Consider the following 25,126-nt stretch of genomic DNA (forward strand, 5'->3'; position numbering starts at 1 on the left):
CTTCTAAATCAACCTATTGACCTACTCGCGATGATTCAAAAGCCATAATAATTTCAAAAAATTATATAGGGAGGCAATCGAATGAAAAAGATTTTATTATTCATTATATTTTTATTACTTCTACTGGTTAGTTGTACAAAAAGCAAAGATAAATCTGTTGACTTAGGAATTACTAATTGCTCTATTGTGGATGTAGAAAGCGGTACCATTAAAAAAAATGGTACTATTGTGGTTAACAATCATAACATTATTGACATTGTATTCAATAATAATAAAAAATATACCTTCAATGAAACCTTAGACATCAATCACCAATATATCTTGCCCGGTTTTATAAATGCTCATGTTCATTTATCTAGTACAGATGATTATGTGCAATTACAAAAATGGGCAAAAAACGGTGTCACAGCTGTTAGAACTATGAATGATTTTGATAATGGAACTCTAACAAAGATGAAATCAGAATTGAATAATGACAATGCTAATTGTACACTTTTCACTTCCACTCCAATAATAACAAAACCAAATGGATATGGTCGCTATTTCATTGAGTCTGTTAATGAGGCAATCGAAGCTGTTGAACACCACATACCATTGGGCGTTGATGTCATCAAAATAAGTATAGAAGACTCTATTAATCGGAAGACATACAATATGTTAGAATTGGATGAAATTAAAGCAATAACAAAGACAGCTCATGACAACAACTTAAAAGTAACTGCCCATGTAACTAATTCCTACAACATACCTCTAGTACTCGATGGAAATGTGGATGAAATAGCTCATATGATTATTGGGAATGTAAATGACGAAGATATAAAAGCACTTATTGATAAAGGAGTTACTTGGATACCAACTATGGAACTATGGAAAGGTGTCAGTAATAAATATAGTCTTGATTATTATGATATAGCTATAGACAATCTTAAAAGATTCTATAATGCTGGAGGAACTGTCGTATTTGGTACAGATTATGATGGATTTGATATTAAATTTGATGATGAATTTCCTATAACAGAAGTAACTACATACAAAGAAGCCGGTATATCAAATATTGATATTATTAGGTCTGCTACAATCAATGCCGCAAAATCATGTGATGTTGATGATAGATTAGGTTCAATAGCGGAAGGTAAAATAGCTGATTTAATAATTTGCAAAGAAAATCCCTTAGAAAATATTGATATATTAACCAACCTAAGCTACGTCATTCATAATGGTCAAATAATCTCAAATACTAATTAAAAATATGCAATATAACCAATACAAAAAATAACTACAGGTGATATTAATGAATGTAAAAAGCGCAATCATAACTCTATTATTGTTTGATTCTTATTCACTGAAAGATAAAAGAAGTATCATAAAAAGTATAATTCATAAAACCCACAATAAATTCAACGTAAGTATTGCTGAAGTAAAAGAACATGATGTATTGAATAAAGCTATTCTTGGTCTTTCAATAGTCAGCAATAACAGCAATAAGAATGAACATATTTTCAACAATATAGTTGATTTTGTTGAAAAAAATTATCCCGTTGAGATTATTGAGATATGTGATTATTACTGATAGCATCTTTTTCTTTCAGACCCTTTTTCATAGTAATTACAGTATCGCCTACAATTACTGTAATAATTATCAATCTCACAAGATTAAATTTGGATAATACCGTATTTTCATTACAAATTATAATGGTGACCATAATCATCAATAAGTTTATTGCTATAGATACTACCATTACTCTTTTGGTATATCTACCATCAATGATTTTAACAATTGCTATTACTATTCCTAAAATCCCAACGCTCACAATTAAATACCATAGCTTATTCAATTCCTTGAAATCTATCATGTAATAAACCCCAGTATTTCTAAACATTTTCTCAACAAATGAAAATTTACCAGTAAAAATTACAGTAAACAATAATGATATTATAATATCCAAGATGGGTTCATAAATTTGGATTCTATCTTTGTCTTTTATCAATTCAGTTTTATCACTACAAGTACTATAAAATATTTCTTTTTCAAAATTCATTCTATATCTTTCCAGTAAACAGTAAAAAATTGTTATACCTGTAAAAACTATTGAAATACCAATAACATTATATACAAATATATTACTAATGAATTCATATGAATCTATATGATTTATTAAATAATCCGTTAGATTAATAAGTGTTATTATGACGCATGTAATGAATACTAATGTTCTAACGGTTATCTTATATTTATGATAATATATTCCGCTTATAAAATGTCTTTTGCTATTGAAATTGGTATTTCCCAATCTTTTCAATACTCTTAGCACATCTTCTTTTTGTGGAGTTTCACTACCACATTCAACAGTCAATATATGTAATATGACACTTTCAAGTTCTTCTTTAATTTCTTTTCTATTCTTAATATCCAGTTCATACACAATAGAATCAACATAATTTTCAATCAATTGATTATTATCCATAATATATATTCTCCAAACTTATTTATTTATATATTAAAATAATACTATATTTTTAAAATACTTGTCAATATCTCCTTATATTTTTTGATTTCTAATAAAGACTTGTAATATTGGTAATATTTATAATATACCCGATAATATGTTATCGTTTGACAATTATATTTATTTTCTGTATAGGCTAATGATATTAACATATATCTATGAAAAATTTATCTAATAATTATAAAAAGAGTATTGAATTGAATAGAAACATGTGGTATTATACTTATATCATTTTATGTAGTTATTAATACTACATGTTAAGTTTAATTTAACCACTATACATCACATGCTCATTACATGCAATTTACATAATATTTACTATCAATCTTACTAGAAATATTGTAATCAAAATATATATATTATCGGAAAGGAAGATTTTATGAAATTTAAAGTAAAAGACCCAATAAGTGCATTAACACATTTCATTGGAGCAGTAGTCTCATTAATAGGAGTTATATTTTTAATATGGAAATCATTGAACGTGGCAACAATATGGCATACTCTATCTTTTTCATTGTTCGGTGTTAGCCTCGTGTTATTGTATACAGCAAGTACTGTTTATCATATCATTGAAAAACCCAAATCATTAAGCGTTATTCTAAGAAGAATAGATCATATGATGATTTTTGTATTGATCGCTGGAACTTATACTCCAATATGTCTAGTACCTCTTAGAGATGGCTTCGGATATACACTACTTACCATAGTCTGGTGTACCGCAGTAGCAGGCGTTCTGTTGAAGATATTCTGGATAAACGCACCTAGTTGGTTTTCAGCAGCCATATATATAATTATGGGTTGGTCAGCAGTTCTAGCAATGGGACAAATAAAAGAAAACTTACCTGCAAATGGATTCATGTGGCTAATTGTAGGAGGAATAATATATACTATTGGTGGTATCATATATGGATTGAAATGGCCTAATTTTAATTCTAAGAAATTTGGTTTTCATGAACTGTTTCACCTATTTGTACTAGGCGGAAGTGTTTGTCATTTCATATTGATGTATAACTATGTTATGGTTACAAAATTATAGCCAGCATAACAGCTGGCTTTTCTTTTATCATTTTAGTCTTTTCAAATCTTCTCCTAATTCTTTTAAAGATGGATAAACAAAATCAGCATCTATATCTGATTCTTCATATTGGATTCTGCTTGTTTCCCCAGATAGAACAACGACTGTAGCTATATCAGCATTTATCCCAGTTTTGATATCAGTATATAATCTATCACCTACCATAGCAATATCTTCTTTATTGTAACCATATTTATCACAGATCACATTAATGATATCAGCATTGGGTTTTCCGATTACATGAGGTCTTCTACCTGTTGAAGCTGCAATAAAATCTATCATTGCACCTGCATCAGGCATAAACTTTCCACCTTCAAGCGGACAATTATAATCTGGGTGAGTAGCGATATAAGGTATTCCTTCTCTTATATAATCACACGCTATCCATAATTTCTCATATGTAATGGTAGTATCGAACCCTAACACAACATAATCTGGAGATTCGCCTCTCCCTTTCACAAGTTCAAAACCTGCATCAATGAATTCTTCTTCTAACAAAGGCGTTCCTAATAACAATATCTTCGCTTTTGGCTTCATGTTTTTCAGATATATTGTTGTTGCTTCTCCAGAAGTAAATACTTTATCTGGTTCCAACTCACAGCCTAATCTCTTCAATTTTTCTACATAAGCCATTCTATTCTTTGAAGAATTATTAGTCAAGAATAGAAAATCTTTGTCCTGCATTTTAAGAATATCCAAAAAATCCATGGAACCATCAATAAGTTCATCGCCTAAATAGAAAGTACCATCCATATCTAGTAAAAAATATTTTATTTCACGTAAGTCTCTCACTTATTATCACCGTCCTTTGAATTTTAATCCATTATCTACCAATCACGCTCCTGTTATTTTCAACAATTTTTATATAATAATAATAAAACTATTATAATAAATATACAAGCGCAAATACTTGCAACAATAGTTGCAAAAATATACTTTATAATTAATAATTTGTTTTGCAGTATATTATATAAACATTTAACAACATCATTATTGCTGTGCATATATAAAAACTTTATTAAATAAAACCAGCTATAATTAGCTGGTTCACTTTTTGTTCTTCCATAATCCTATATTATTATCTCTAGCATTTTTTTCAATTTCAACAAATATCTTAGAATACTTGACATCTGGTGGATAAGTCATAACACTTGCATATCCTTCTTTTAAAAGAATGGCATTATACATTTTTTCTTCTAACTTTGATTTATCAGGCTCTTCGAGCCATATGTAACGTAATAACCTACCATATTTATCTGTATCGCTAACATCTTTTTCAAGATATACTGTTTTTCCATCTAGATGTTTTTTAGTATAATTACTTGCTTCTTTTCCATAAGGCTGAGGTTTTTTAGCATAACGTCCTACTGATTCAGGTGTATTAACCCCTATGAATCTAACTTTTTCTTCTTTTCCATTAAGTGTAATAACAACTGTATCTCCATCTACAACTCTACTAACAACACCAACCTCATAATTGGTATCAATAGTAATACTACAAAATATACTTTTTACAGTTTGAAATAATTCTTTAGCTTGATTAACATTTTTATCATTAACATCTACTTGGAAAAAAAATAGAAAAGCTAATGCAAGAATAGAAGCTAAAACACTCTTTATCTTTATTTTCTTTTTTTTCTTTCGCATATTTTTCCTACCACTTCCATATTTACAACACAATATAATACAAACACATTATACCATAAATTACCAAATATGGCATTTATATATATTTACATTTATTCACTTTATTAATCTAATTAATATAATTGTACAAATATAATCATTTAATAAACTTTAATAAAAAACTATGTGGAATTACTTTAGATAATATCTGTAATCCTTTCATACTTTTACCTTGTATTGAAATATGATTACCTCTTCTTGAATCATATAATGCTTTACTGACCACTAAGTTGGCAGGTTCAAAGAAAAATCTTTTAAATGACTTAGGTGTCTCATTATTAGAAGCTACTTTGAAGAATTCTGTTTCTACAGGCCCTGGACAAACGGCTGTAACATATATTCCTCTATCATTTAATTCTCTTTCAAGAGCTCTTGAAAAGCTTAAAACATATGATTTAGTCGCAGCATATACTGCAAACTTAGGTTGAGGTAAAAAAGCAGCGGAAGATGCAATGTGTATGATTCTAGATGATTTTCTCATATATTTAAGAGTTACATGTGTGATATATGTTAGAGCTTTGATATTGACATCTATCATATTCATGTTATCATCTAAAGCAATTTTATCAAAACAACCTACTTTACCTAGACCAGCATTATTAATAAGCAATTTCACATTAGGTTTTTCCTGTTGTAGAATGTTTTTATATTTCTGCAAGCACTTTTCATCTGCCAAGTCCAGATCTAATATCTTAAAAATTTGCTTAGGAAATTTACTTGCTAAATTAGTCAGTCTTTCTTTTCTTCTGGCTATAATCCAAATTTCATCAAAATTATAACCTTTTGACATACATATTTGTTTAACAAATTCCCTACCGAAACCTGATGAAGCACCTGTTATAACAGCAATTTTCTTCATGAATATCAACTCCTTACCTAGTGTTTTTCTTTTTATGAACGTTACGTATTGTTTTCTTTTTTCTCTTAACTTTCTTAGTGTTACTAATATCGCTATCATCTATTCTTTTACTACTATAATTACCTTTATTTATTTTTGGTCTAATAAGACAATTCTTATCATACCCAATTAAATCTTCTCTTCCAGTTAAAATCAAAGCTTCATGAACAAGTCTATAATTCTTAGGATTCCTATATTGAATAAGAGCTCTCTGCATAGCTTTTTCATGTGGAGACTTTGGTACGAATACTTTTTCCATAGTTCTAGGATCAAGCTCAGTATAATACATACATGTTGATAAAGTTGAAGGTGTAGGATAAAAATCCTGTACCTGCTCTGGCATGTATCCAAGATCTCTTAAATAAACCGCAAGTTCTACTGCCTGTTTTAAATCAGATCCTGGGTGACTTGACATAAGGTATGGAACTAAGTATTGTTTTTTATTTAATTTCTTATTTATATTGTTGTATTTTTTTACAAACTCATTATATATCTCAACCTTCGGTTTTCCCATTTTTTCTAAAACTTTATCAGATATATGTTCTGGAGCAACTTTTAATTGTCCTGACACATGATGTTGAACTAATTCTTTGAAAAAAGTATCATCTTTATCTTTCATAAGATAATCAAATCTAATTCCTGAACGCACAAAAACTTTTTTAACCTTAGGTAATTCTCTTAATTTTCTTAGTAGACTTAGATAGTCTGAATGGTCTACTTTTAAATTATTACAAGGCTGAGGAAATAGACATTGTTTATCTTTACATGCACCATATTTTAATTGTTTTTCACATGCAGCATGTCTAAAGTTAGCAGTAGGTCCACCTACATCGTGAATATATCCCTTAAAATCTTTGTCCCCTATTATATCTTTGGCTTCATCGACTATAGATTTATGGCTTCTAGTCTGGACAACTCTCCCTTGATGAAACGTAAGAGCACAAAAACTACACCCTCCAAAACAACCTCTATTACTGATCAAACTAAATTTCACTTCTTTTATCGCAGGGACTCCTCCATCTTTTTCATACACAGGATGATAATCTCTCATATATGGTAATGCATAAACACTATCCATCTCTGATTGACTCAATGGCGTTGAGGGAGGATTTTGAATGATATATTCATTATCTTTGTACTTTTCAGCTAATCTCTTTCCATTATAGAAATCAGTATTGTTATATTGAACCATAAAACTTTCTGCATATTTTTTCTTGTCACCGTTAATATCTTGATATGATGGTAATTTAATATAATCGTAAACACTATCAAGATTCTTAGCCTTATATGCAATCCCTTTTATATAAGTTATATCCTTAACATAAATCCCACTATCTAGAGCATCAGCTAACTCAATAATAGACTTTTCACCCATGCCGTATAATAAAATATCAGCTTGTGAATCAAGTAATATAGAACGTTTTATCTTATTGTTCCAGTAATCATAATGAGCTAGTCTTCTCAAACTGGCTTCTATTCCACCTAAAATAACGGGAACATCTTTATATACTCTTTTAATCAAATTAGCATAAACGATTGTTGCTCTATCAGGTCTTTTACCTATTACTCCACCTGGAGTATACGCATCTTTTTGTCTTCTTTTTTTTGCAACACTATAATGATTAACCATTGAATCAATATTACCAGCTGTTACTAGAAACCCTAATCTAGGTCTTCCAAAAACAGTAATATCTTCTGTCGTATCCCATCGTGGTTGTGGAATAATACCTACTTTATATCCATAAGCTTCCAAATATCTGCTTATTATAGCTACTCCAAAAGAGGGATGATCTACATATGCATCTCCACTAATAAAAGCAAAATCTACCTCTTTCCAACCTCTTTTTTCCATGTCTGCTCTACTTATGGGCAAATAATCTTTAGTCATTTTTATCTTTCCTTTACTAGACTTTATTTATCTATCAACTTGTTAAATGCAACTGTAAATATAGTCTTGTTATCTTTACTGACTACACCTATTTTACCATTATTTAACTCCACTATCGTCTTGGCTATATTAAGACCTAAACCAGAACTATTAAAGTCATAATCTCTAGCTTGCTCAATTTTATAGAATCTATTAAAAATAAACTGCTGTTCATATGCAGGTATCATATTATCATAATTAATGAAATGAATATATATTTTGCCACCCTTTGATTCTATTTTAATATCAATATATTTACTATTTTCTCCACTATATCTTACCGCATTGGAAATCAGATTTTCAAAAACACGAAACAATAGATCACTATCCGCATTTATTTCATATTTTTCTTCATTAAATTTCAATCTACATTCCAGATTTTGTTTTAGAAAATAAGGATAGTATTCTACTACTAATTGATTAAGCATTTCTTTTACATTAATAGTGACTTTATTTATTTTCATACTTGAAGAATTGTATTTAGTATAGGTAAATAATTGTTCTATCATGTTCTTCAATTGAATAGTCTTCCTAAAAGCTATATCAGTATAATATCTTAACTCAACTTCATCTTTATACTTATCATTATTAATTAATTCCAGGTATCCATATATTGAAGTCAGAGGTGTTTTTAGATCATGTGATAAACCTGTTATCAAGTAGTTCTTACTTTCTGTTATTTGCTGTTGTTGTTTAATTAGATTCTGTATCTGATCTGACATATTATTGATATTTTTAGATAACTGTCCTAATTCATCATTGGAGATTTTGTCTATTTTATTATCAAAATTACCTTTTGCTATTTCATTGACACCTATAGATATTTTATCAATATATCTAATTATCCTAGACACCAAGATTAATAAATATATTATAAACAAGAATACCAAGGTAAAAATAATCAATCCTTGTATTGTAGTATATTCCATCAATATATCATATACATTTCTTACAAATCCTTTATATCTGTTTATATAAAGGATTTGATATATAATATATAATGTAGCAGCACTCAACAAAAAGCTTTCTATACAGATAATAACAACTTTGAATCTAATACTTTTGAGAAATCTATTTTTCAATTTTATATCCAACTCCCCATATGGTTTTTATATATCTTGGGTCCTTAGAATTATCATTTAGCTTTTCCCTTATATTTCTTATATGAACCATAACATTATTGTTGGTTTCATAATATTTATCTTCCCATATTTCTTCAAATATTTTTTCACTACTAAAAACCTTGCCAATATTTTTAGCTAATAAAACTAATATATCGTATTCTGTAGGGGTTAATTTAATTTCTTCATCTCCTATAGAAACTTCATGGCTCTCTAGATCTATCATCAAATCTTTAACCATAATTGTATTATTCTTATTTATATTACTATCGTTAAGATATAGATATCTTCTGAGTTGTGAACGTATTCTGGCATTAAGTTCCATCATATTGAAAGGCTTACATATATAATCATCTGCTCCAATGCTAAGTCCAACTATCTTATCTATATCCTGTGATTTTGCACTCAACATTATTATTGGGACATTTTTTTTGGTCCTAATCTGCCTACATACTTCTAATCCATCCATATTAGGTAACATGATATCCAAAATTACTATTTGAATATCTTTAGTTAATGCCATATTCAACCCAATTTTCCCATCATAAGCCTGATATACACTAAAACCTTCTTTTTCTAAATTGGTTTTTATTAATTCAGATATTTCTTTTTCATCTTCTACAACTAAAATATTAATTTCTTCCATTTTTATTTCCTACCCTATTATTCTCTATTTATACTCAATATTTTTAAGCTTCTTGAACTTTGCCAAAGATTGATAATAGTTCATTATAATCTTTTATATAATAATCTGCTAATCTTCTCTTTTCATCATCCAAACTCTTGGAATAATCATCATATATTGCACATACTTTCATTCCTGCATCTTTTCCGGCTATAATTCCTTTAGGTATATCTTCAAAAACAAGACATTCTTCAGGTTTCACCTTCAAATCTTCTGCAACTTTCAAATATATATCTGGAAAAGGTTTACCCCTATCTACTTCACATGATGTTCTTATTGTTGTAAAATAGTCAATCATATTATACTTCTTCAATACCACATTAACAAGGTCTATTGAATTACTTGAACCAATACCTATTGTAATATTGTTTTTTATCAGATACTCAAGAAATTCCATAATGCCATTTTTCAATCCAACCTTATTAACATAATAATCCCATGCCATATCATTCCAAGTCTTTTTTATCTCTTCTATCGATTCCGGTATATTAAAGGTTTCCTTAAAGTAGTTCGCCGTTTCCGTAAAGCTCATTCCTTCTATCTTGTCTTCTAGTTTTTCTGGTAATTCTATATTGTATCTACCGAGATATTCTATATCAATTGATTTCCAAAGCCACATTGAATCAACCAAGGTTCCGTCTAAATCAAATAATACGGCTTTTATATTTGTTAACATTTTCATCACCCTTCTCATTAAGTATTTATAGTAATTTCAACAAGTACTTATTTTACAAGTTCAACCATTATTTATTAAGATATCTTGTTATCTCTCTGCTATTCTATACTAAGTAGGTTGAATTATCTAATTATAACATATTACCATAGCATTTTCCTATAACTAATTACATCCATCTCCAACCAGAATAATATTTATTCTTTAATAGATTATTTGATTTCTTGGCAAAACCTAAAGGGTAATTGTCTACACAAATTAAATTCCATCCATTCATTCCTTGTAATTGTAATGTTTCACCTTTTAGGTATCTTATGACTTTATCATCATTAACCTCTAAATCAATAACATTATTAAATTGTTTGATTTTTAATGAAGAAGCTAAAGCTTGTGATGGTTCAAATCTATTTTTCTTGATATCTCCTAGATATAGACCTGTCCTTAACAAACGAAGACCTTTTAAACTTGGTATCTCATCTGGCATATAGTATAATTTATCTTTTATTATGCTCAACCTTTTAATGTCAAAATCAATATTCAGAAATTCTTTTTTAAACTTACTAAATAACTCGATGTCTTTTTCTTTTATATTACTATTATATATTTTACATCTATAACTAGAAGCTTCATCCTTCTTATACAATAGCGCAACAAAATGGCCCTCACCTTTAATCTTGTGTGGCCATAATCTAACTGCTTTACTAAAATCATACTCATAACCAAAAGCATATTCAGATCTACCTCTATCGAATCCTTTAAAATCAGGTAGATCAACCAATTCAAATTCTTTGTGATCATTTAGGAAACGACTGATTGTTTGTTCATTTTCCTCAGGTGAGAATGTACAAGTAGAATACATCATATAACCACCTGATTTTAACATGCTTGCCGCATGTGGAAGAATGGTTCGCTGAATATTACTATAATTCTTTACTGATTCTTCGCTCCAATTTTTTATCATTGAAGTATCTTTACGAAACATCCCTTCCCCTGAACAAGGAGCATCTATTAATATTTTATCAAAATACTCAGGAAAATAACTGCTCAATTTCTCTGGAGTTTCGCTAAGTACCAAACTATTACTTATTCCTGATAATTCAATGTTTTTAAGTAATGCTTTGGCTCTAGAAGCACTTATATCATTACATACAAGGACCCCTGTACCTTTTAACTTTGCACCTAGTTCCGTACTTTTACCTCCTGGTGCAGCACATAAATCAAGTACTTTATCATTTAGGTCTATTTTGAATAATTCTGCTGGAGTCATTGCACTAGGTTCTTGTAAATAATAAAGTCCAGCATAATAATATGGGTGTTTTGAAGGTTTATCATTATTTCCATAATAATATCCATTGGAAGTCCAATGAATTTTATCTAAATTGAAAGGGGAAAGTTTTACAAAATCAGTAGTATCTATTTTAAGATTATTTATTCGTAGACCATAATAACGTTCTTTATCAAAAGATGTAATATAATCATTATATTCATCTTTTAATAATTCTTTCATTCTAGCTAAATATATTTCAGGTAAAATCAAATGTTAATCTCCTCTCTATGTTAAAACTGCTATTAACATCTTTTTTATTTATCAATTATTTTCAACTTAAAATCAAGATAATCACAAGATACTAATATATACTCTACATCATCTCTTATTCCTTGAAGTCCCATCTTAAAACTTTCTTTTCCGTGTAGATGTCCATATATTACCTTATCAACGTTATACTCATCATATAATTTTGTGAATTCAGATGGTTCCAGTTTGTCATTTGTAGGTGGAAAATGTGTCATAACATATATTTTATCAGCATGTTTTCTTGCATTATCTAAAGCTATTTTAGTACGATTGACTTCTCGATAATATAATTTTTCGTCATCTTCGGTAAACTTAACTTTATTAGGACATATCCATCCTCTAGTACCACAAATGGCTATATCGTTATAGATTATACTATTGTTTTGTATGAACTCTAATTCTTTATACATTGTAGATACTTTATTAAGAGAGCTCCACCAATAATCATGATTACCTTTTACTAATATTTTTCTTCCCGGAAGTCTTTTTATGAAATCAATATCTTTTTTTGCTTCTTCTAGTTTCATAGCCCATGATATATCCCCAGGAACCAATACCAGATCGTCATCTTTAACTCTTCTTTCCCAATCCTCTTTAATCTTAATATAATGTTTGTCCCAATTTTTTCCAAAAACATTCATAGGCTTATCATTACTAAAACCTAAATGCAAATCACCTATTGCATAAATCATATAAACATCCTTTCATCGAATATCTGGTGATTACAGCTATATAATTATTAATTTAAACTTTGAGCTTTGTATCCAGCTGCTAGCATATCTAGTCTCTTGTTAAATTTATCAAGCTGTTCAAAATTACCTTTGTCCCATAAATCATAAAACTCTTCCTGAATATGTTCCACTTCTTTTATATCATCACATACTTTATGCAGATTCTGTATATTATTAAGTATATCAGCTATAACACTGGATTTTAATTGAAATAAATTCTGAGCTTTTATTATTTCATTCCTAATTATAGACATCTCTTTATCTAATTTAAACGCTGCTTCTGCTGCATTCATCAATCTTTCTTGAATATCTTCAGGAATGTTGTGTTCATATTTATACTGTAATGAATGTTCTATGGTTGCCCAGAAATTCATAGATAAAGTTCTTATCTGAATCTCAGCTTTTATTCTCTTAGCACCAAGAGCTGTATGAACATCATAATATACAATAATGTGATAACTTCTATAGCCACTTTTCTTAGTGTTTGATATATAATCTATTTCATCTTTGATTTCCATATCTTTTCTGCTTCTTATTATAGCAACTACCTTATCGATATCTTCAACAAATTGGCAAAGGATTCTTATACCAGCTATATCATCTATCTTATCTTCAATTTGATTTATAGGTATATTTTTTTTCTTAGCTTTTTCTAATATATTAGATATTTTTTTAACTCTTCCAGTAACATATTCAATAGGTGAATACTGTCCTAATCTTCTGTTTTCATGTACTATACTAGCAAATTTAACTTTCAACTCTTCTACTGCCTGTTGATATGGAATTAATATTTGCCTCCATAATTGAATTTCCAAGTTGCACCAACTCCTTGTAAATATTTAAACCTAATCCATAACAATCTACTACATGTATATTATACCATATGTTGTATGAAAATTATAATTATTACATCTAAAAACTTTTAGTAATTTTACTATCTTCCATATATCTTAGAATCCAGTATGGATTAATCCAAAATTCATCAGATATATATTCTATAGGCAAGGAAATTCCTAAGTGTAGGTGAACTTCAAATTTTCCACATGTACCTTCTTCACCATATCCACTGTCACCCATATAGCCTATTATATCACCAGCCTTTACACTGCTTCCTTTTTTAATACCTTTTGCATATTTATCTAAATGAGCATAATAAAAATATCCTCCATGTTCTGCTCTTATTCCTATTCTCCAACCTCCAAGTTCCAACCACCCTATCTTTTCAACCTTACCATCTGTCATACTGACTATTGGAAAATATCCTCTTTCGTTTTCAGTATCCATGATATCTGTCCCATAATGCTTTCTCTCACCACCATATGACCTATCTGCCAACCAAGAATTACAATACCAATAATTTCTTGAGTCATCTTTTTTGTTTTTTGGTATAGGAAAATATTGAATATCAGATAAAACCATACTATATAACTTTTTGACTGCATCGATATCATTAACACCTTGATAATATTCTTCATTATAATCATAGGAAACGCTATCGACTTCATAATTATTATACTTCATATATGAAGAAAAGAATTCAATAAAATCTATATCATTAGTATCGCAATACGCTTTTATTTCTTTAATCGATTCGTCTGTTACATTAAATTCAGCAATTCTTTCTGCTTCTTCCATAGTTTTAATCTGTATATATTTTAATTTATCTTCTCTATTATATAATTTTTCTAGTAGCATTGAATTAAAAAATGCAATAATAAAAATAACAATCAACAATCTAAATATAGTATTTTTCATATCCACATAATAATCCTAGTTTTTTATAATATATGATTTATTGTTAATAAAATATAACTGTATATCAGAATGAATATGTCACTAAAATTATATTAACATAAATTAACTGTTACATAATACTAATATCTAAAATGTATTATATAACAGTTCACGTACACAACCAACTCTATTTTTCTCCACGTAATCTTATGAAAAAAGCGCTTATGAATTGGTATTCATTTTATAGTCTTTCATCTTCAACCAGATTATCGCCATCAGCCGCACTGGTTGCTAAAAAATCACATCTTTCATTTTGTGGATGAGAAGCATGTCCCTTAACCCAGTTAAAAGCAACTTCATGATTTCTCATTGCATCTATTATTCTTTTCCATAAATCTACATTCTTGACATCTTCTTTTTTATTTTTACCTCTTTTCCAATTGTTCTTAATCCAGTTATCTAGCCACCCTTTATTAAAAGAATTAACTATATATTGTGAATCGGTATATAGTTCAACTTTACAAGGCTTATTCAGGGCTTCTAATGCCTTGAGAACCCCCATTAGTTCCATTCTATTATTAGTAGTACTTTTATATCCACACGATAATTCTTTTATATGTTTATCTCCTGATTTATCTAAATATTCAAGAACAACACCATAACCTCCAGGTCCATCAGGATTACCTCTACATGCTCCATCAGTATAAATATTAATTTCTTTCATGACTTCCCTCCAAATAATAGTATGTTAATCATAATTTTTATTTGTAAACAATATATTAATTTTAACATAATTTAACAGTTATGTATATAATCTATAGTAACGGAATATTTAATTACTAATAATAGACATTTCTTTTACTTATTTGTTAATATTTAATAAATTTCAATTCATTTTAATAAGGGACTATGGAAGATATCACATAGTCCCTTTAAACTTATATATCATTAATAGTTTAACTTACTAAACTCTAAGCCTCAAATTTATTGTTTTTTAATGCAATTCTAAGGCAAGTAGCAAAACCGCCCCATAAAAACAATATACTAAATATGCAGAATATTATTGAATCGAATTCCATTATTTTTCACTCCTTTTTTTCATTGATGCTTCAAAACTTTTAGAACCTTTTAAGGATGAAATTATGAAACCAACAGCAACTGTCATAACCATAATTCCAATTCCATATATCATGAGTGCTTTTGTTGGATAACCTCCATAAGGTTTAGTAACATCATCAATAATCTTAAGTATTGTCATTACGCCAAGTAATAATGGTGTAACATATTTAATAGATACAATCCACCAATTACCAATAGCAAAATCAGATATTGGATTAACATAGTCTTTGATACTTCTAATGTTAAAGAACCATGTAATCAATATTGTTTCAATAAGTCCTGCTACAGCTACACCATAATTATTCAAGAAATAATCTGCAATGTCAAGTACATATAATCCAGCACCTGTTGCATAGACTAAGGATAATACTAATCCTATACTACAAATAATTGAAAGTGCGGTAATTCTTTTGATATTAAATTTATCCGTTACAGCAGAAATTACTGTCTCAATAATTGAAATACTTGATGAAACACCTGCAAAGAATAAGGATAAAAAGAATAATACACCAAATATTTGATTGAAATTAGGTAACCCATTTATTGCTGATGGGAAAACAACAAATGCCAATCCTACACCATCTGTAGCAACGTCAGCAACAGCTTTACCATTATTTAAAGCCATATTCCCAAGTATACTGAAAACAGCTATTCCAGATAAAAGACTAAATGAGCAGTTACCGAAAGCAGTAATAAAAGCATTATTTACTATATCTGATTTTTTTGGTAAGTAACTTGAATAAGCTAACATTATACCAAAACATATACTTAATGAATAGAATATTTGTCCATATGCAGCAATCCATACACGACCATCTAATATCTTACTGAAATCAGGCTTGAAGAAATAATTAAGTCCATCAAGAGCTCCTGGTAATGTTAATCCACGAATTGTAATAATTACAATTGCCAAGAATAGAATTGGCATAAATACTTTAGTAGCTTTTTCAATTCCTTTTTTAACTCCAAAAGCTATTACACCAAAGTTAATTAACCAAATCAATATTATTGGAATTAATAAGTCAAGATGAAAAGTAAAGTTAAAAGCTGAGCCATTTCCATGTAAAAAGCTATTAAAGAAAAAATCTTTCGTATCATTACCCCAAGATAGATCAAATGCAAATAACACATACCTTAATGACCAACCTATTACAGCCATATAATATATTGAAATAGCAAATGCTATCATGGTTTGCCACCAACCGAGTTTCTGCCATTTTGAGTTAATTCTTCCGAATATACCCGGTGCAGATGTTCTCATTTTGTGACCTAGACCAAATTCTAATATGAGAATTGGAATACCTGCTGTAATTAATGCTATGAAATACGGTATAAGAAATGCTCCTCCACCATTTTCTGCTACTGCATAAGGAAATCTCCATATATTCCCTAAACCTACAGCTGAACCTATAGCTGCTAATATAAAACCAACTCTAGATCCCCATTGCTCTCTTTTTGCCATATTATAATCTTCCTTTCCATATATGGTTCTTATTATGTTATTATATAGTCACTATTATACTTTTATAAAGTCACTATTTGTTTTATGTTTATCATATATCACGATAATTAAAACAAACTCAGTTGATTTGATTCTGGCATACCATCTATTATATGATTCTGTTTCATTATCTCAATTACTGTTTTGCTGATTTTTGTTCTTTGTCTCAGTTCATCAACAGATAAAAATATCCCATTTTCTCTAGCATTTACAATATTCTCAGCAGCTTTTTCACCAAGTCCCTGAATAGCACTTAGAGAAGGCATTATCCTTCCATCCATTACTTGAAATAGTTTGGATTTAACCTTATATAAATCAATAGGAATAAAATTAATCTTCCTTGCATACATCTCCTGAACTATCTTCATATCTTTTAGTGTATCTTTTTCTTTCTTGGTTAATTCATTAAGTCTGCTTTTATAATCTTTAATATAATTATCAATTTTATCTTTACCATTACACATTAATTCATAATCAAAGTCTGATGCCCTGATACTGAAATAAGTAGCATAATAAGCCTCTGGATGGTATACTTTAAAGTAAGCTATTCTATATGCCATCATTACATATGCAACAGCATGTGCCTTAGGGAACATATATTTAATTTGTCTACATGACCATATATACCAATCTGGTACACCATTAGATGTCATAATTTCTTCCCATTCAGGTTTTAATCCTTTACCTTTTCTTACACTTTCCATGATGGTAAATGATAGTTCTTTATCTAGTCCCATATTTATTAGATATACCATAATATCGTCACGAGATGATATTACTTCTGCAATAGTAGCTTTACCATCCCTAATTAGTTCTTGTGCATTATTCAACCATACGTCTGTTCCATGAGATAGAACTGATATTTTACATAGTTCTGAAAAAGTTGTAGGTTTTGTATCAAGTAACATCTGAATAACAAAGTCAGTTCCAAACTCTGGAATTCCAAGGGAACCAAGCGGACATCCATCTATATCTTCTGGTTTTATCCCTAATGCTTTCGTACTTGTAAATAACGAAGCGACTTTAGGTTCATCAAGCCTTATTTTCTGAGCATCAAGTCCAGTAATATCTTCTAGCATTCTTATCATCGTAGGATCATCATGTCCTAATATATCAAGTTTCAAAAGGTTATGATCAATTGAGTGATAATCAAAATGTGTTGTTATTGTTTTAGTAGTCATATCATTTGCTGGTCTTTGAACTGGAGTGAATTTATATATTTCCTCACTAGTAGGAACAACTATAATTCCACCTGGATGCTGTCCTGTTGTACGTCTAGCACCTGTACAACCTGCTACAAGTCTATTAACTTCAGCATTTCTAACATTAACGCCTTTTTCATCAAAATACTTTTTAACAAATCCATAAGCAGTTTTTTCAGCCAAAGTTCCAATGGTTCCAGCTCTAAATACATGACCTTTACCAAAAATGACTTCTGTATAGTCATGTGCTTTACTTTGATATTCTCCTGAAAAGTTAAGATCAATATCAGGCTCTTTGTTTCCTTTAAATCCTAAGAAAGTTTCAAATGGTATATCATGCCCCTCTTTTATTAGATCAGTACCACACTTAGGACATTTTTTATCTGGTAAATCACATCCTGAATTACCTGCATTCTTTTTAACTATCTCAGAATCAAAATCACTATATTTGCAATTAGGACAAATATAATGAGGTGATAAAGGATTTACCTCTGTTATACCAGCCATAGTTGCTGCGAACGATGAGCCAACTGAACCTCTAGAACCAACTAAATACCCATCTTCGTTAGATTTCCATACTAGCTTTTGAGCTATGATATACATAACCGCAAAACCATTAGAAATTATTGAATTAAGTTCACGTTCTAAGCGTTCTTCAACTATATCAGGTAATGGGTCTCCATATATTGATTTAGCTTTGCTTTCACATATTTCTTTTAGATTCTCTTCAGATCCTTCAATTACAGGTGGATACTTATCAGGAGGTACAGGATCAATCTTTTCAATCATATCTGATATTTTTCTTGTATTATCAATAACAATTTCTCTAGCTTTATCATCACCAAGATAAGAAAACTCTTGTAACATTTCTTCAGTAGTTCTAAAGTATAGAGGCGGTTGTGCATCTGCATCTTTAAAACCTTGACCTGCCATAATAATACGTCTATATACTTCATCACTAGGATTAAGAAAATGTACATCACATGTACCTACTACAAGTTTATTATGCTCTTCACCAAGCTTTATTATTTTTCTGTTGATTTCTTTAAGATCCTCAACACCATCAACTCTTCCATTTCTAATCATGAACTCATTATTCATTAATGGTTGAATTTCTAGATAATCATAGAAATTCACTAATCGGTCAATCTCTTCCTTAGGTTTTTCATCTAGTACAGCTTTGTATAATTCTCCTGCTTCACAGGCTGAACCGATTAATAATCCTTCTTTAAACTTTAAATAAACACTTTTAGGTATTCTAGGTTTTCTAAAAAAATACTCAATATGGGATTTAGAAATTAATTCATATAAATTCCTAAGTCCTACAAGATTTTTAGCTAATATTATTGCATGATAATATTTTAGCTTTTTAACATTTTTAGTTGCTTCATGAGAATAATCTTCTAATTCATTTAAATCATAGATATTTTTATTCTTAAGCATATTGATAAACTGAACAAAAATTTTTGCTGTTGCTAGAGCATCATCAACTGCCCTATGATGGTTTTCAAGTTTGATACTTAATTCTTTAGTAACGGTATTAAGTTTATAATTTTTCAAATCTGGTAATAACACTCTACTAAGCTCTAATGTATCAACAATTGTATTATCCACTTCTATATCTAGTTCTTTACAGAAATGCCTAATAAAATTGATATCAAAATCCGCATTATGAGCAACTAAAATCGAATTACCAACAAATTCCATAAACTTCGGTAGAATTTGCTTATATGTAGGAGCATCTGCTACTAACTCATCTGTTATACTTGTTAGCTTAACAACTTCTTCAGGTATAATTCTTTCAGGATTAACAAAAGTACTGAACTTGTCAATAATCTCACCTTGTTTAACTTTTACTGCACCAATTTCAGTTATTCTATCTTTCCCGGCATAGAAACCTGTAGTTTCTAAGTCAAATACTACATATTCGTCATCTAGACTTTGTCCATTGGAATTTTGTATTATTGACTTTAGATCATCTACTAAATATGCTTCGACTCCATATATAATCTTAATATTACTACCACCAGCAGTATGAAACGCTTCTGGAAAAGCTTGTACAACACCATGATCTGTTATAGCTATAGCATCATGGCCCCATGCAATAGCTTGTTTAACCAAAGCTGTTGCACTTACCACACTATCCATATCGCTCATTTGAGTATGCGCATGGAGTTCCACCCTTTTGTCCTTACTTAAGTCCAGACGTTTGATTCTGAAATCATTTATTTCCATAATCGCTCTTGCCATAACCGTCATTTCTTTTGAAAAAGTATCAAATTGTAGATTTCCTTTTACTCTAACTACTTTTCCTTTGACAAGTCTTTCTTTTACATCTTCTTCAAATTGATCTTTTTTAATAAAACATTTTGCTGTAATTGAATCTTTATCATTAGTCAGATCAAATGCAACTATGTACTTATCATTCTTAATCTCTCTGCTTTCAACGCTTATTATTATTCCATCAAAAATCAAATCATCAATTTCGTTATTGATTTCATCTATAGGAGTAATTTCACCACCGAATTTTCTCCCATAAATCATTTTACTATCATCAACATTTTTTGATGACTGTTGCTTCTTGTTTTTTGATGTTGATTTGTTGGAAGAAACAGGATTATTACTTAAAATCTTAGTAACGAATTCTTTTTCCTTCTTTTCCCTTTTCTTAACAAATTCCTTGTTGCTTTCTTCAGCTTCTTTATTTAATTTAAATACTACTGTCGTATCTAAATTAAATCTACTGTTTAACACATCTTGGATTTTTCTATCAACTTGTTTTTGTTTTAGAAAATCTCCTATATCATTATTAAGTATAATTATAATAATATTATTATCGACTTTAATATCAGCTTTCTTGAGAATACCGAAACAAATAGGACTATATTGTTTTAACTCATACAATATACTGTCCTTATATAGCAATAATAATTTATCTAAATCATATTGTACATTATACTCACTAATAATTTTAACTGTCAGATCTGAATTAATACATAAACTATTTTCTATTACTTTTTCAACTTGACGTATGAATTTTATATGAACAATATTATTGAATGACACATATATTTGTAATTCTTTAGCTTTTGTATTAATAACAACACGTTTAACCTGTGCATCGTTAAAGTATGTTGATATATTATCATTAAGATGTAAGTCGTCAAAAACTTCCACAAAACATTTGCTCATATAAAATCAACTCCTAAACTAAATTACTCAGTGAATCTTTCTATTTCTTTCGCAAGTTCATCGATTAATTCATCTTCTGGAACTTTTTTAATAATTTCCCCTTTTCTAAAGATAAGACCGACTCCCTTACCACCTGCTATACCAAGATCAGCTTCTTTGGCTTCACCAGGTCCGTTTACTACACAACCCATAACAGCTATTTTCAATTTCTTATTAAGCTTACCAAATCTTTTTTCAACCATATTAGCTAATTTAATAAGGTCTATTTGTGTTCTTCCACATGTAGGGCAAGAAACAATCTCAATATGGTTTCTTTCACGTAGATTAAGTGTCTCTAGTACCTTTTTAGCTACCCTAACTTCTTCTACAGTATCTCCAGTCAAAGAAACCCTAACTGTATCTCCTATTCCTTCTGCTAGAATAACACCTAATCCAACTGTAGACTTAATCGTACCAGACCATACAGTCCCTGCTTCTGTTATACCTACATGAATAGGATACTTGATAGATTCTGCAACAAGTTTATGGGCTTTAATAGCCATAGGTACATCGGATGATTTTAGAGATATAACTATATTATCATAACCCATATCTTCTATAATCTTAACATTATTTACTGTACTTTCAACCAATCCTTCAGCAGTAACATGTCCATACTTATTAAGAATTTCTTTTTCGACAGATCCACTATTGATTCCAATTCTTATAGGTATATTATCAATCTTAGCTCTTTCAACTATTTTATTAACCCTTTCTAGATTTCCTATATTAGAAGGATTAATTCTTATTTTGTCAGCCCCATAATCCATAGACATAAGTGCTAATTTATAATCAAAATGTATATCTGTTACCAATGGAATATGTATCCTCTTTTTTATTTCATCGATTGCTTTTGCAGCTTCTATATCAGGAACTGCAACTCTTATTATTTCACAGCCTTCTTCTTCTAATGTCAATATCTGATTAACCGTTGCTTCCACATCATTAGTCTTCGTATTGGTCATTGACTGAATAAGTATAGGATTGCCTCCTCCTATAACTCTATTACCTATTTTAATTACTTTTGTATCATCTCTGTACATAACTTTACCTCCTTTTTGCACATAAATTTAGACTGTCCCATAATACTTTTATGTCTGCATAACATTTGTTGATTTACAGAACTAGATAATAAGCTAAATAGACTCACCGGAAACTATTAGCTATTAAAATTGTATTATGTGACAGTCTCCATTTCTTGATATCAAAATACATTACTAATATCATTAAATAATATAAACACCATTAATACCATTAATAATACAAATCCAATAAAATTAACATATGCTTCCTTTTCTCTATTAATTGGTTTTCTTCTGATCGCTTCAATAAGTAGAAATACAAGTCTACCACCATCAAGAGCTGGTAACGGTAATAAGTTCATTATTCCAAGGTTAGCACTCAGTAAAACAATATAAGATGAAATTACATAAAACACTTGTTTTATTCCATATTGAACACTTGCAGTATAACCTTTACTAATCTCTGATATAATTCTTACTGGACCACCAAAATCTTGTCTTGTAACTTGACCCTTAAAAATCATACCCAGACTTATGAATACTGTCTTAATCCAGAACAGTACTTTAATGAAGCCATATTTAATTATTTCCAGTATATTACCATTTTTAATAGACTCACCTGTAATTCCTATCTTAAGATCACCTTGACTATCAGCCTCAGGTTTTATATTGGTTGTATAAGTATTTCCATCCCTTTTATAAGATAAATCAATACTTTCACCTTTTTTGAGACTAATGTACAAACCAACTTCTTCATATGCTACTATATTATGATTATCAACTTTTACTATTTTATCTCCTGCCATCAACCCTGCATTATCTGCTGGAGAATTTTCCGTAACTTCACCAATAGTAGTTGAAACAGCTCCAAATCCTCCAACTATCAAACACGAAAAAATAAATGCAAGTAATATGTTAAAAGTTGCACCTGCTACAACAACTACAATTCTAGCACCTACTGATTTGTTAGAGAATGCTCTATGGTCATCTTCTACTTCTTCATCTTCCCCAAGCATTTTACAGTAACCGCCAAAAGGTAACAATCTAATAGAGTATAATGTATCTTCTCTTTGTATACCAAATAATTTAGGACCCATACCTATAGCAAATTCTTCTACAAGAATACCATTTTTTCTTGCCGCCAGAAAGTGACCTAATTCATGAACTAAAATGAGCAATCCAAATATTAAAATTGCAACAACTATATTCATATAAACATTCATTCCCTTCCTTATTAACTACTCTATCCCCATCTACTCCTAATAATCTCATAAGTTTCTTTTTCAGCCTCAAATATATTATCTAAAGATGGATTTGATACGTTTTTATGCTCATCCATGGCATATTCTATTATGTCAGGAATCTCTAAGAAGCTTATTTTATTGTGTAAAAATTTATTTACTGCCAACTCATTAGCCGCATTTAATACTGATAGTATTGAACCTTCTTCATTCAGTGCTTTATATGCCAGACCTAAACATCTGAATGTCTTAACATCAGGCTTTTCAAAAGTTAGCTTAGCAACTTGAAATATATCAAGTCTATCAATATTATTTTCTACACGTTTTGGATAATTAAGAGCATATTGTATTGGAATCCTCATATCAGGGACACCCAATTGTGCTATTATACTACCATCATTATATTCCACCATAGAATGAATTATACTTTGTGGATGTACAACAACCTCTATTTGATTTGGTGTAACATCAAAAAGCCACTTTGCTTCTATTACTTCTAGTCCTTTATTCATAAGTGTAGCTGAATCTACAGTAATCTTGGGACCCATTGACCAATTAGGATGATTTAGTGCTTGATCTATTGATATATCTTCTAATTTCTCTTTACTTTTACCTCTAAAAGGTCCTCCAGAAGCTGTTAATAGAATTTTACTAACTTCTTTCTTATTCTCTCCCTTTAGACATTGAAATATAGCAGAATGTTCACTATCTACAGGAAAAATATTAACCTTATATTTCTTTACTAAATCCCTTATTATTGAACCAGCAGTCACTAAAGTTTCTTTATTAGCTAAAGCTATATCCTTAGAAGCCTTTATAGCTGCTACTGTAGGTCTAATACCTATCATTCCTACTACAGCTGTAACTACAATATCAACCTCTGACAAAGTAGCAACTGCAATAAGACCTTCCATTCCACTTAATACTTCCACTTTAGAATTAACTCTACTTTTCAGAATACGTGCTTTTTTTTCATCCATCACTGCTACAACTCTTGGTTTAACAATTTTTATCTGATTCTCAAGTAAATCTATATTTGTATTAGCTGTAAGTCCTATAACATTAATATTATCTAACCTACCTACAATATCAATGGTTTGCCTTCCTATTGAACCAGTCGAACCTAAAATAGATATATTCTTCAATTTGTTCTCCTCTTCCAAACACCACTATTTAATTTTATATATAAAATATATA

General features: G+C 29.6%; 22 protein-coding genes. 3 read left to right on the forward strand and 19 right to left on the reverse strand.

The features are described 5' to 3' along the window. Positions 1-81: 81 nt before the first annotated feature. Together QMG30_RS07095 and QMG30_RS07100 are read left to right on the forward strand one after the other, a co-directional pair. Positions 82-1,245, forward strand: a complete 1,164-nt coding sequence (locus QMG30_RS07095; RefSeq protein ID WP_281813879.1) for an amidohydrolase family protein — start codon at positions 82-84, stop codon at positions 1,243-1,245. A gap of 46 nt (positions 1,246-1,291) precedes the next feature. After that, on the forward strand, positions 1,292-1,570 hold the full coding sequence (locus QMG30_RS07100; protein ID WP_281813881.1) for a DUF503 domain-containing protein: 279 nt from the start codon (positions 1,292-1,294) through the stop codon (positions 1,568-1,570). On the opposite strand, the gene QMG30_RS07105 is transcribed toward QMG30_RS07100, so the two are convergent. Beyond that, complete coding sequence (locus QMG30_RS07105; protein ID WP_281813883.1) at positions 1,545-2,465, reverse strand: hypothetical protein; 921 nt, start codon at positions 2,463-2,465, stop codon at positions 1,545-1,547. The genes QMG30_RS07100 and QMG30_RS07105 overlap by 26 nt on opposite strands. Positions 2,466-2,886: 421 nt before the next feature. Here QMG30_RS07105 and trhA point away from each other — a divergent pair, with 421 nt between their 5' ends. Beyond that, on the forward strand, positions 2,887-3,543 hold the full coding sequence (trhA, locus tag QMG30_RS07110) for a PAQR family membrane homeostasis protein TrhA (protein WP_281813885.1): 657 nt from the start codon (positions 2,887-2,889) through the stop codon (positions 3,541-3,543). A gap of 27 nt (positions 3,544-3,570) precedes the next feature. Here the strand turns inward: trhA and QMG30_RS07115 are convergent, their stop codons facing one another. The 18 genes from QMG30_RS07115 to QMG30_RS07200 all read right to left on the reverse strand — a co-directional run bounded on the left by QMG30_RS07115 (position 3,571) and on the right by QMG30_RS07200 (position 25,074). Then, positions 3,571-4,374 carry an HAD-IIA family hydrolase gene (locus QMG30_RS07115; RefSeq protein WP_281813888.1) on the reverse strand — a complete coding sequence of 268 codons (804 nt, stop codon included), beginning with the start codon at positions 4,372-4,374 and terminating at the stop codon, positions 3,571-3,573. Positions 4,375-4,629: 255 nt separating this feature from the next. Then, complete coding sequence (locus QMG30_RS07120) at positions 4,630-5,229, reverse strand: thermonuclease family protein (RefSeq protein WP_281813890.1); 600 nt, start codon at positions 5,227-5,229, stop codon at positions 4,630-4,632. A gap of 136 nt (positions 5,230-5,365) precedes the next feature. Continuing rightward, the gene (locus QMG30_RS07125) at positions 5,366-6,127 is read right to left on the reverse strand and encodes an SDR family NAD(P)-dependent oxidoreductase (protein ID WP_281813893.1); all 762 of its coding nucleotides are present in this window, start codon (positions 6,125-6,127) and stop codon (positions 5,366-5,368) included. Positions 6,128-6,140: 13 nt separating this feature from the next. After that, positions 6,141-8,054 (reverse strand): YgiQ family radical SAM protein, encoded by a 1,914-nt coding sequence (locus tag QMG30_RS07130; protein ID WP_281813895.1) that lies wholly within the window; start codon positions 8,052-8,054, stop codon positions 6,141-6,143. Positions 8,055-8,077: 23 nt separating this feature from the next. Next, a complete protein-coding gene (locus tag QMG30_RS07135) occupies positions 8,078-9,175 on the reverse strand; it encodes a sensor histidine kinase (protein WP_281813897.1) in 1,098 nt (365 codons plus the stop codon). After that, complete coding sequence (locus tag QMG30_RS07140) at positions 9,165-9,860, reverse strand: response regulator transcription factor (protein WP_281813899.1); 696 nt, start codon at positions 9,858-9,860, stop codon at positions 9,165-9,167. The genes QMG30_RS07135 and QMG30_RS07140 overlap by 11 nt, the downstream gene beginning before the upstream one ends. A 43-nt stretch (positions 9,861-9,903) precedes the next feature. Beyond that, positions 9,904-10,575 carry an HAD family hydrolase gene (locus QMG30_RS07145; protein ID WP_281813902.1) on the reverse strand — a complete coding sequence of 224 codons (672 nt, stop codon included), beginning with the start codon at positions 10,573-10,575 and terminating at the stop codon, positions 9,904-9,906. A gap of 166 nt (positions 10,576-10,741) precedes the next feature. Then, entirely contained in the window at positions 10,742-12,109 is a 1,368-nt protein-coding gene (locus QMG30_RS07150) for an RsmF rRNA methyltransferase first C-terminal domain-containing protein (RefSeq protein WP_281813904.1), read from the reverse strand. Between the two features lie 44 nt (positions 12,110-12,153). Next, positions 12,154-12,840, reverse strand: a complete 687-nt coding sequence (locus tag QMG30_RS07155; protein ID WP_281813906.1) for a metallophosphoesterase — start codon at positions 12,838-12,840, stop codon at positions 12,154-12,156. A 47-nt stretch (positions 12,841-12,887) separates the two neighbouring features. Further along, a complete protein-coding gene (locus tag QMG30_RS07160; RefSeq protein ID WP_281813908.1) occupies positions 12,888-13,694 on the reverse strand; it encodes a GTP pyrophosphokinase in 807 nt (268 codons plus the stop codon). Positions 13,695-13,791: 97 nt separating this feature from the next. Continuing rightward, positions 13,792-14,634, reverse strand: a complete 843-nt coding sequence (locus tag QMG30_RS07165; RefSeq protein WP_281813911.1) for a M23 family metallopeptidase — start codon at positions 14,632-14,634, stop codon at positions 13,792-13,794. A gap of 220 nt (positions 14,635-14,854) precedes the next feature. Next, positions 14,855-15,337: a ribonuclease HI gene (rnhA, locus tag QMG30_RS07170; protein WP_281813913.1), complete on the reverse strand. Its 483-nt coding sequence runs from the start codon at positions 15,335-15,337 to the stop codon at positions 14,855-14,857. A gap of 247 nt (positions 15,338-15,584) precedes the next feature. Beyond that, positions 15,585-15,692 carry a MetS family NSS transporter small subunit gene (locus QMG30_RS07175; RefSeq protein WP_281813915.1) on the reverse strand — a complete coding sequence of 36 codons (108 nt, stop codon included), beginning with the start codon at positions 15,690-15,692 and terminating at the stop codon, positions 15,585-15,587. Then, positions 15,692-17,194 (reverse strand): sodium-dependent transporter, encoded by a 1,503-nt coding sequence (locus QMG30_RS07180; RefSeq protein ID WP_281813917.1) that lies wholly within the window; start codon positions 17,192-17,194, stop codon positions 15,692-15,694. Before QMG30_RS07180 ends, QMG30_RS07175 begins: the two co-directional genes overlap by 1 nt. A gap of 107 nt (positions 17,195-17,301) precedes the next feature. Next, entirely contained in the window at positions 17,302-21,627 is a 4,326-nt protein-coding gene (locus QMG30_RS07185) for a PolC-type DNA polymerase III (RefSeq protein WP_281813919.1), read from the reverse strand. Positions 21,628-21,650: 23 nt separating this feature from the next. After that, positions 21,651-22,709 (reverse strand): flavodoxin-dependent (E)-4-hydroxy-3-methylbut-2-enyl-diphosphate synthase, encoded by a 1,059-nt coding sequence (gene ispG / locus QMG30_RS07190; RefSeq protein WP_281813921.1) that lies wholly within the window; start codon positions 22,707-22,709, stop codon positions 21,651-21,653. Positions 22,710-22,870: 161 nt separating this feature from the next. Continuing rightward, on the reverse strand, positions 22,871-23,899 hold the full coding sequence (gene rseP, locus QMG30_RS07195; RefSeq protein ID WP_281813923.1) for an RIP metalloprotease RseP: 1,029 nt from the start codon (positions 23,897-23,899) through the stop codon (positions 22,871-22,873). A 32-nt stretch (positions 23,900-23,931) separates the two neighbouring features. Further along, positions 23,932-25,074, reverse strand: coding sequence for a 1-deoxy-D-xylulose-5-phosphate reductoisomerase (locus tag QMG30_RS07200; protein WP_281813925.1), 1,143 nt, complete (start codon positions 25,072-25,074; stop codon positions 23,932-23,934). Positions 25,075-25,126: the final 52 nt, after the last annotated feature.

This window comes from Vallitalea longa, from assembly GCF_027923465.1.
Lineage (GTDB): Bacteria > Bacillota > Clostridia > Lachnospirales > Vallitaleaceae > Vallitalea > Vallitalea longa.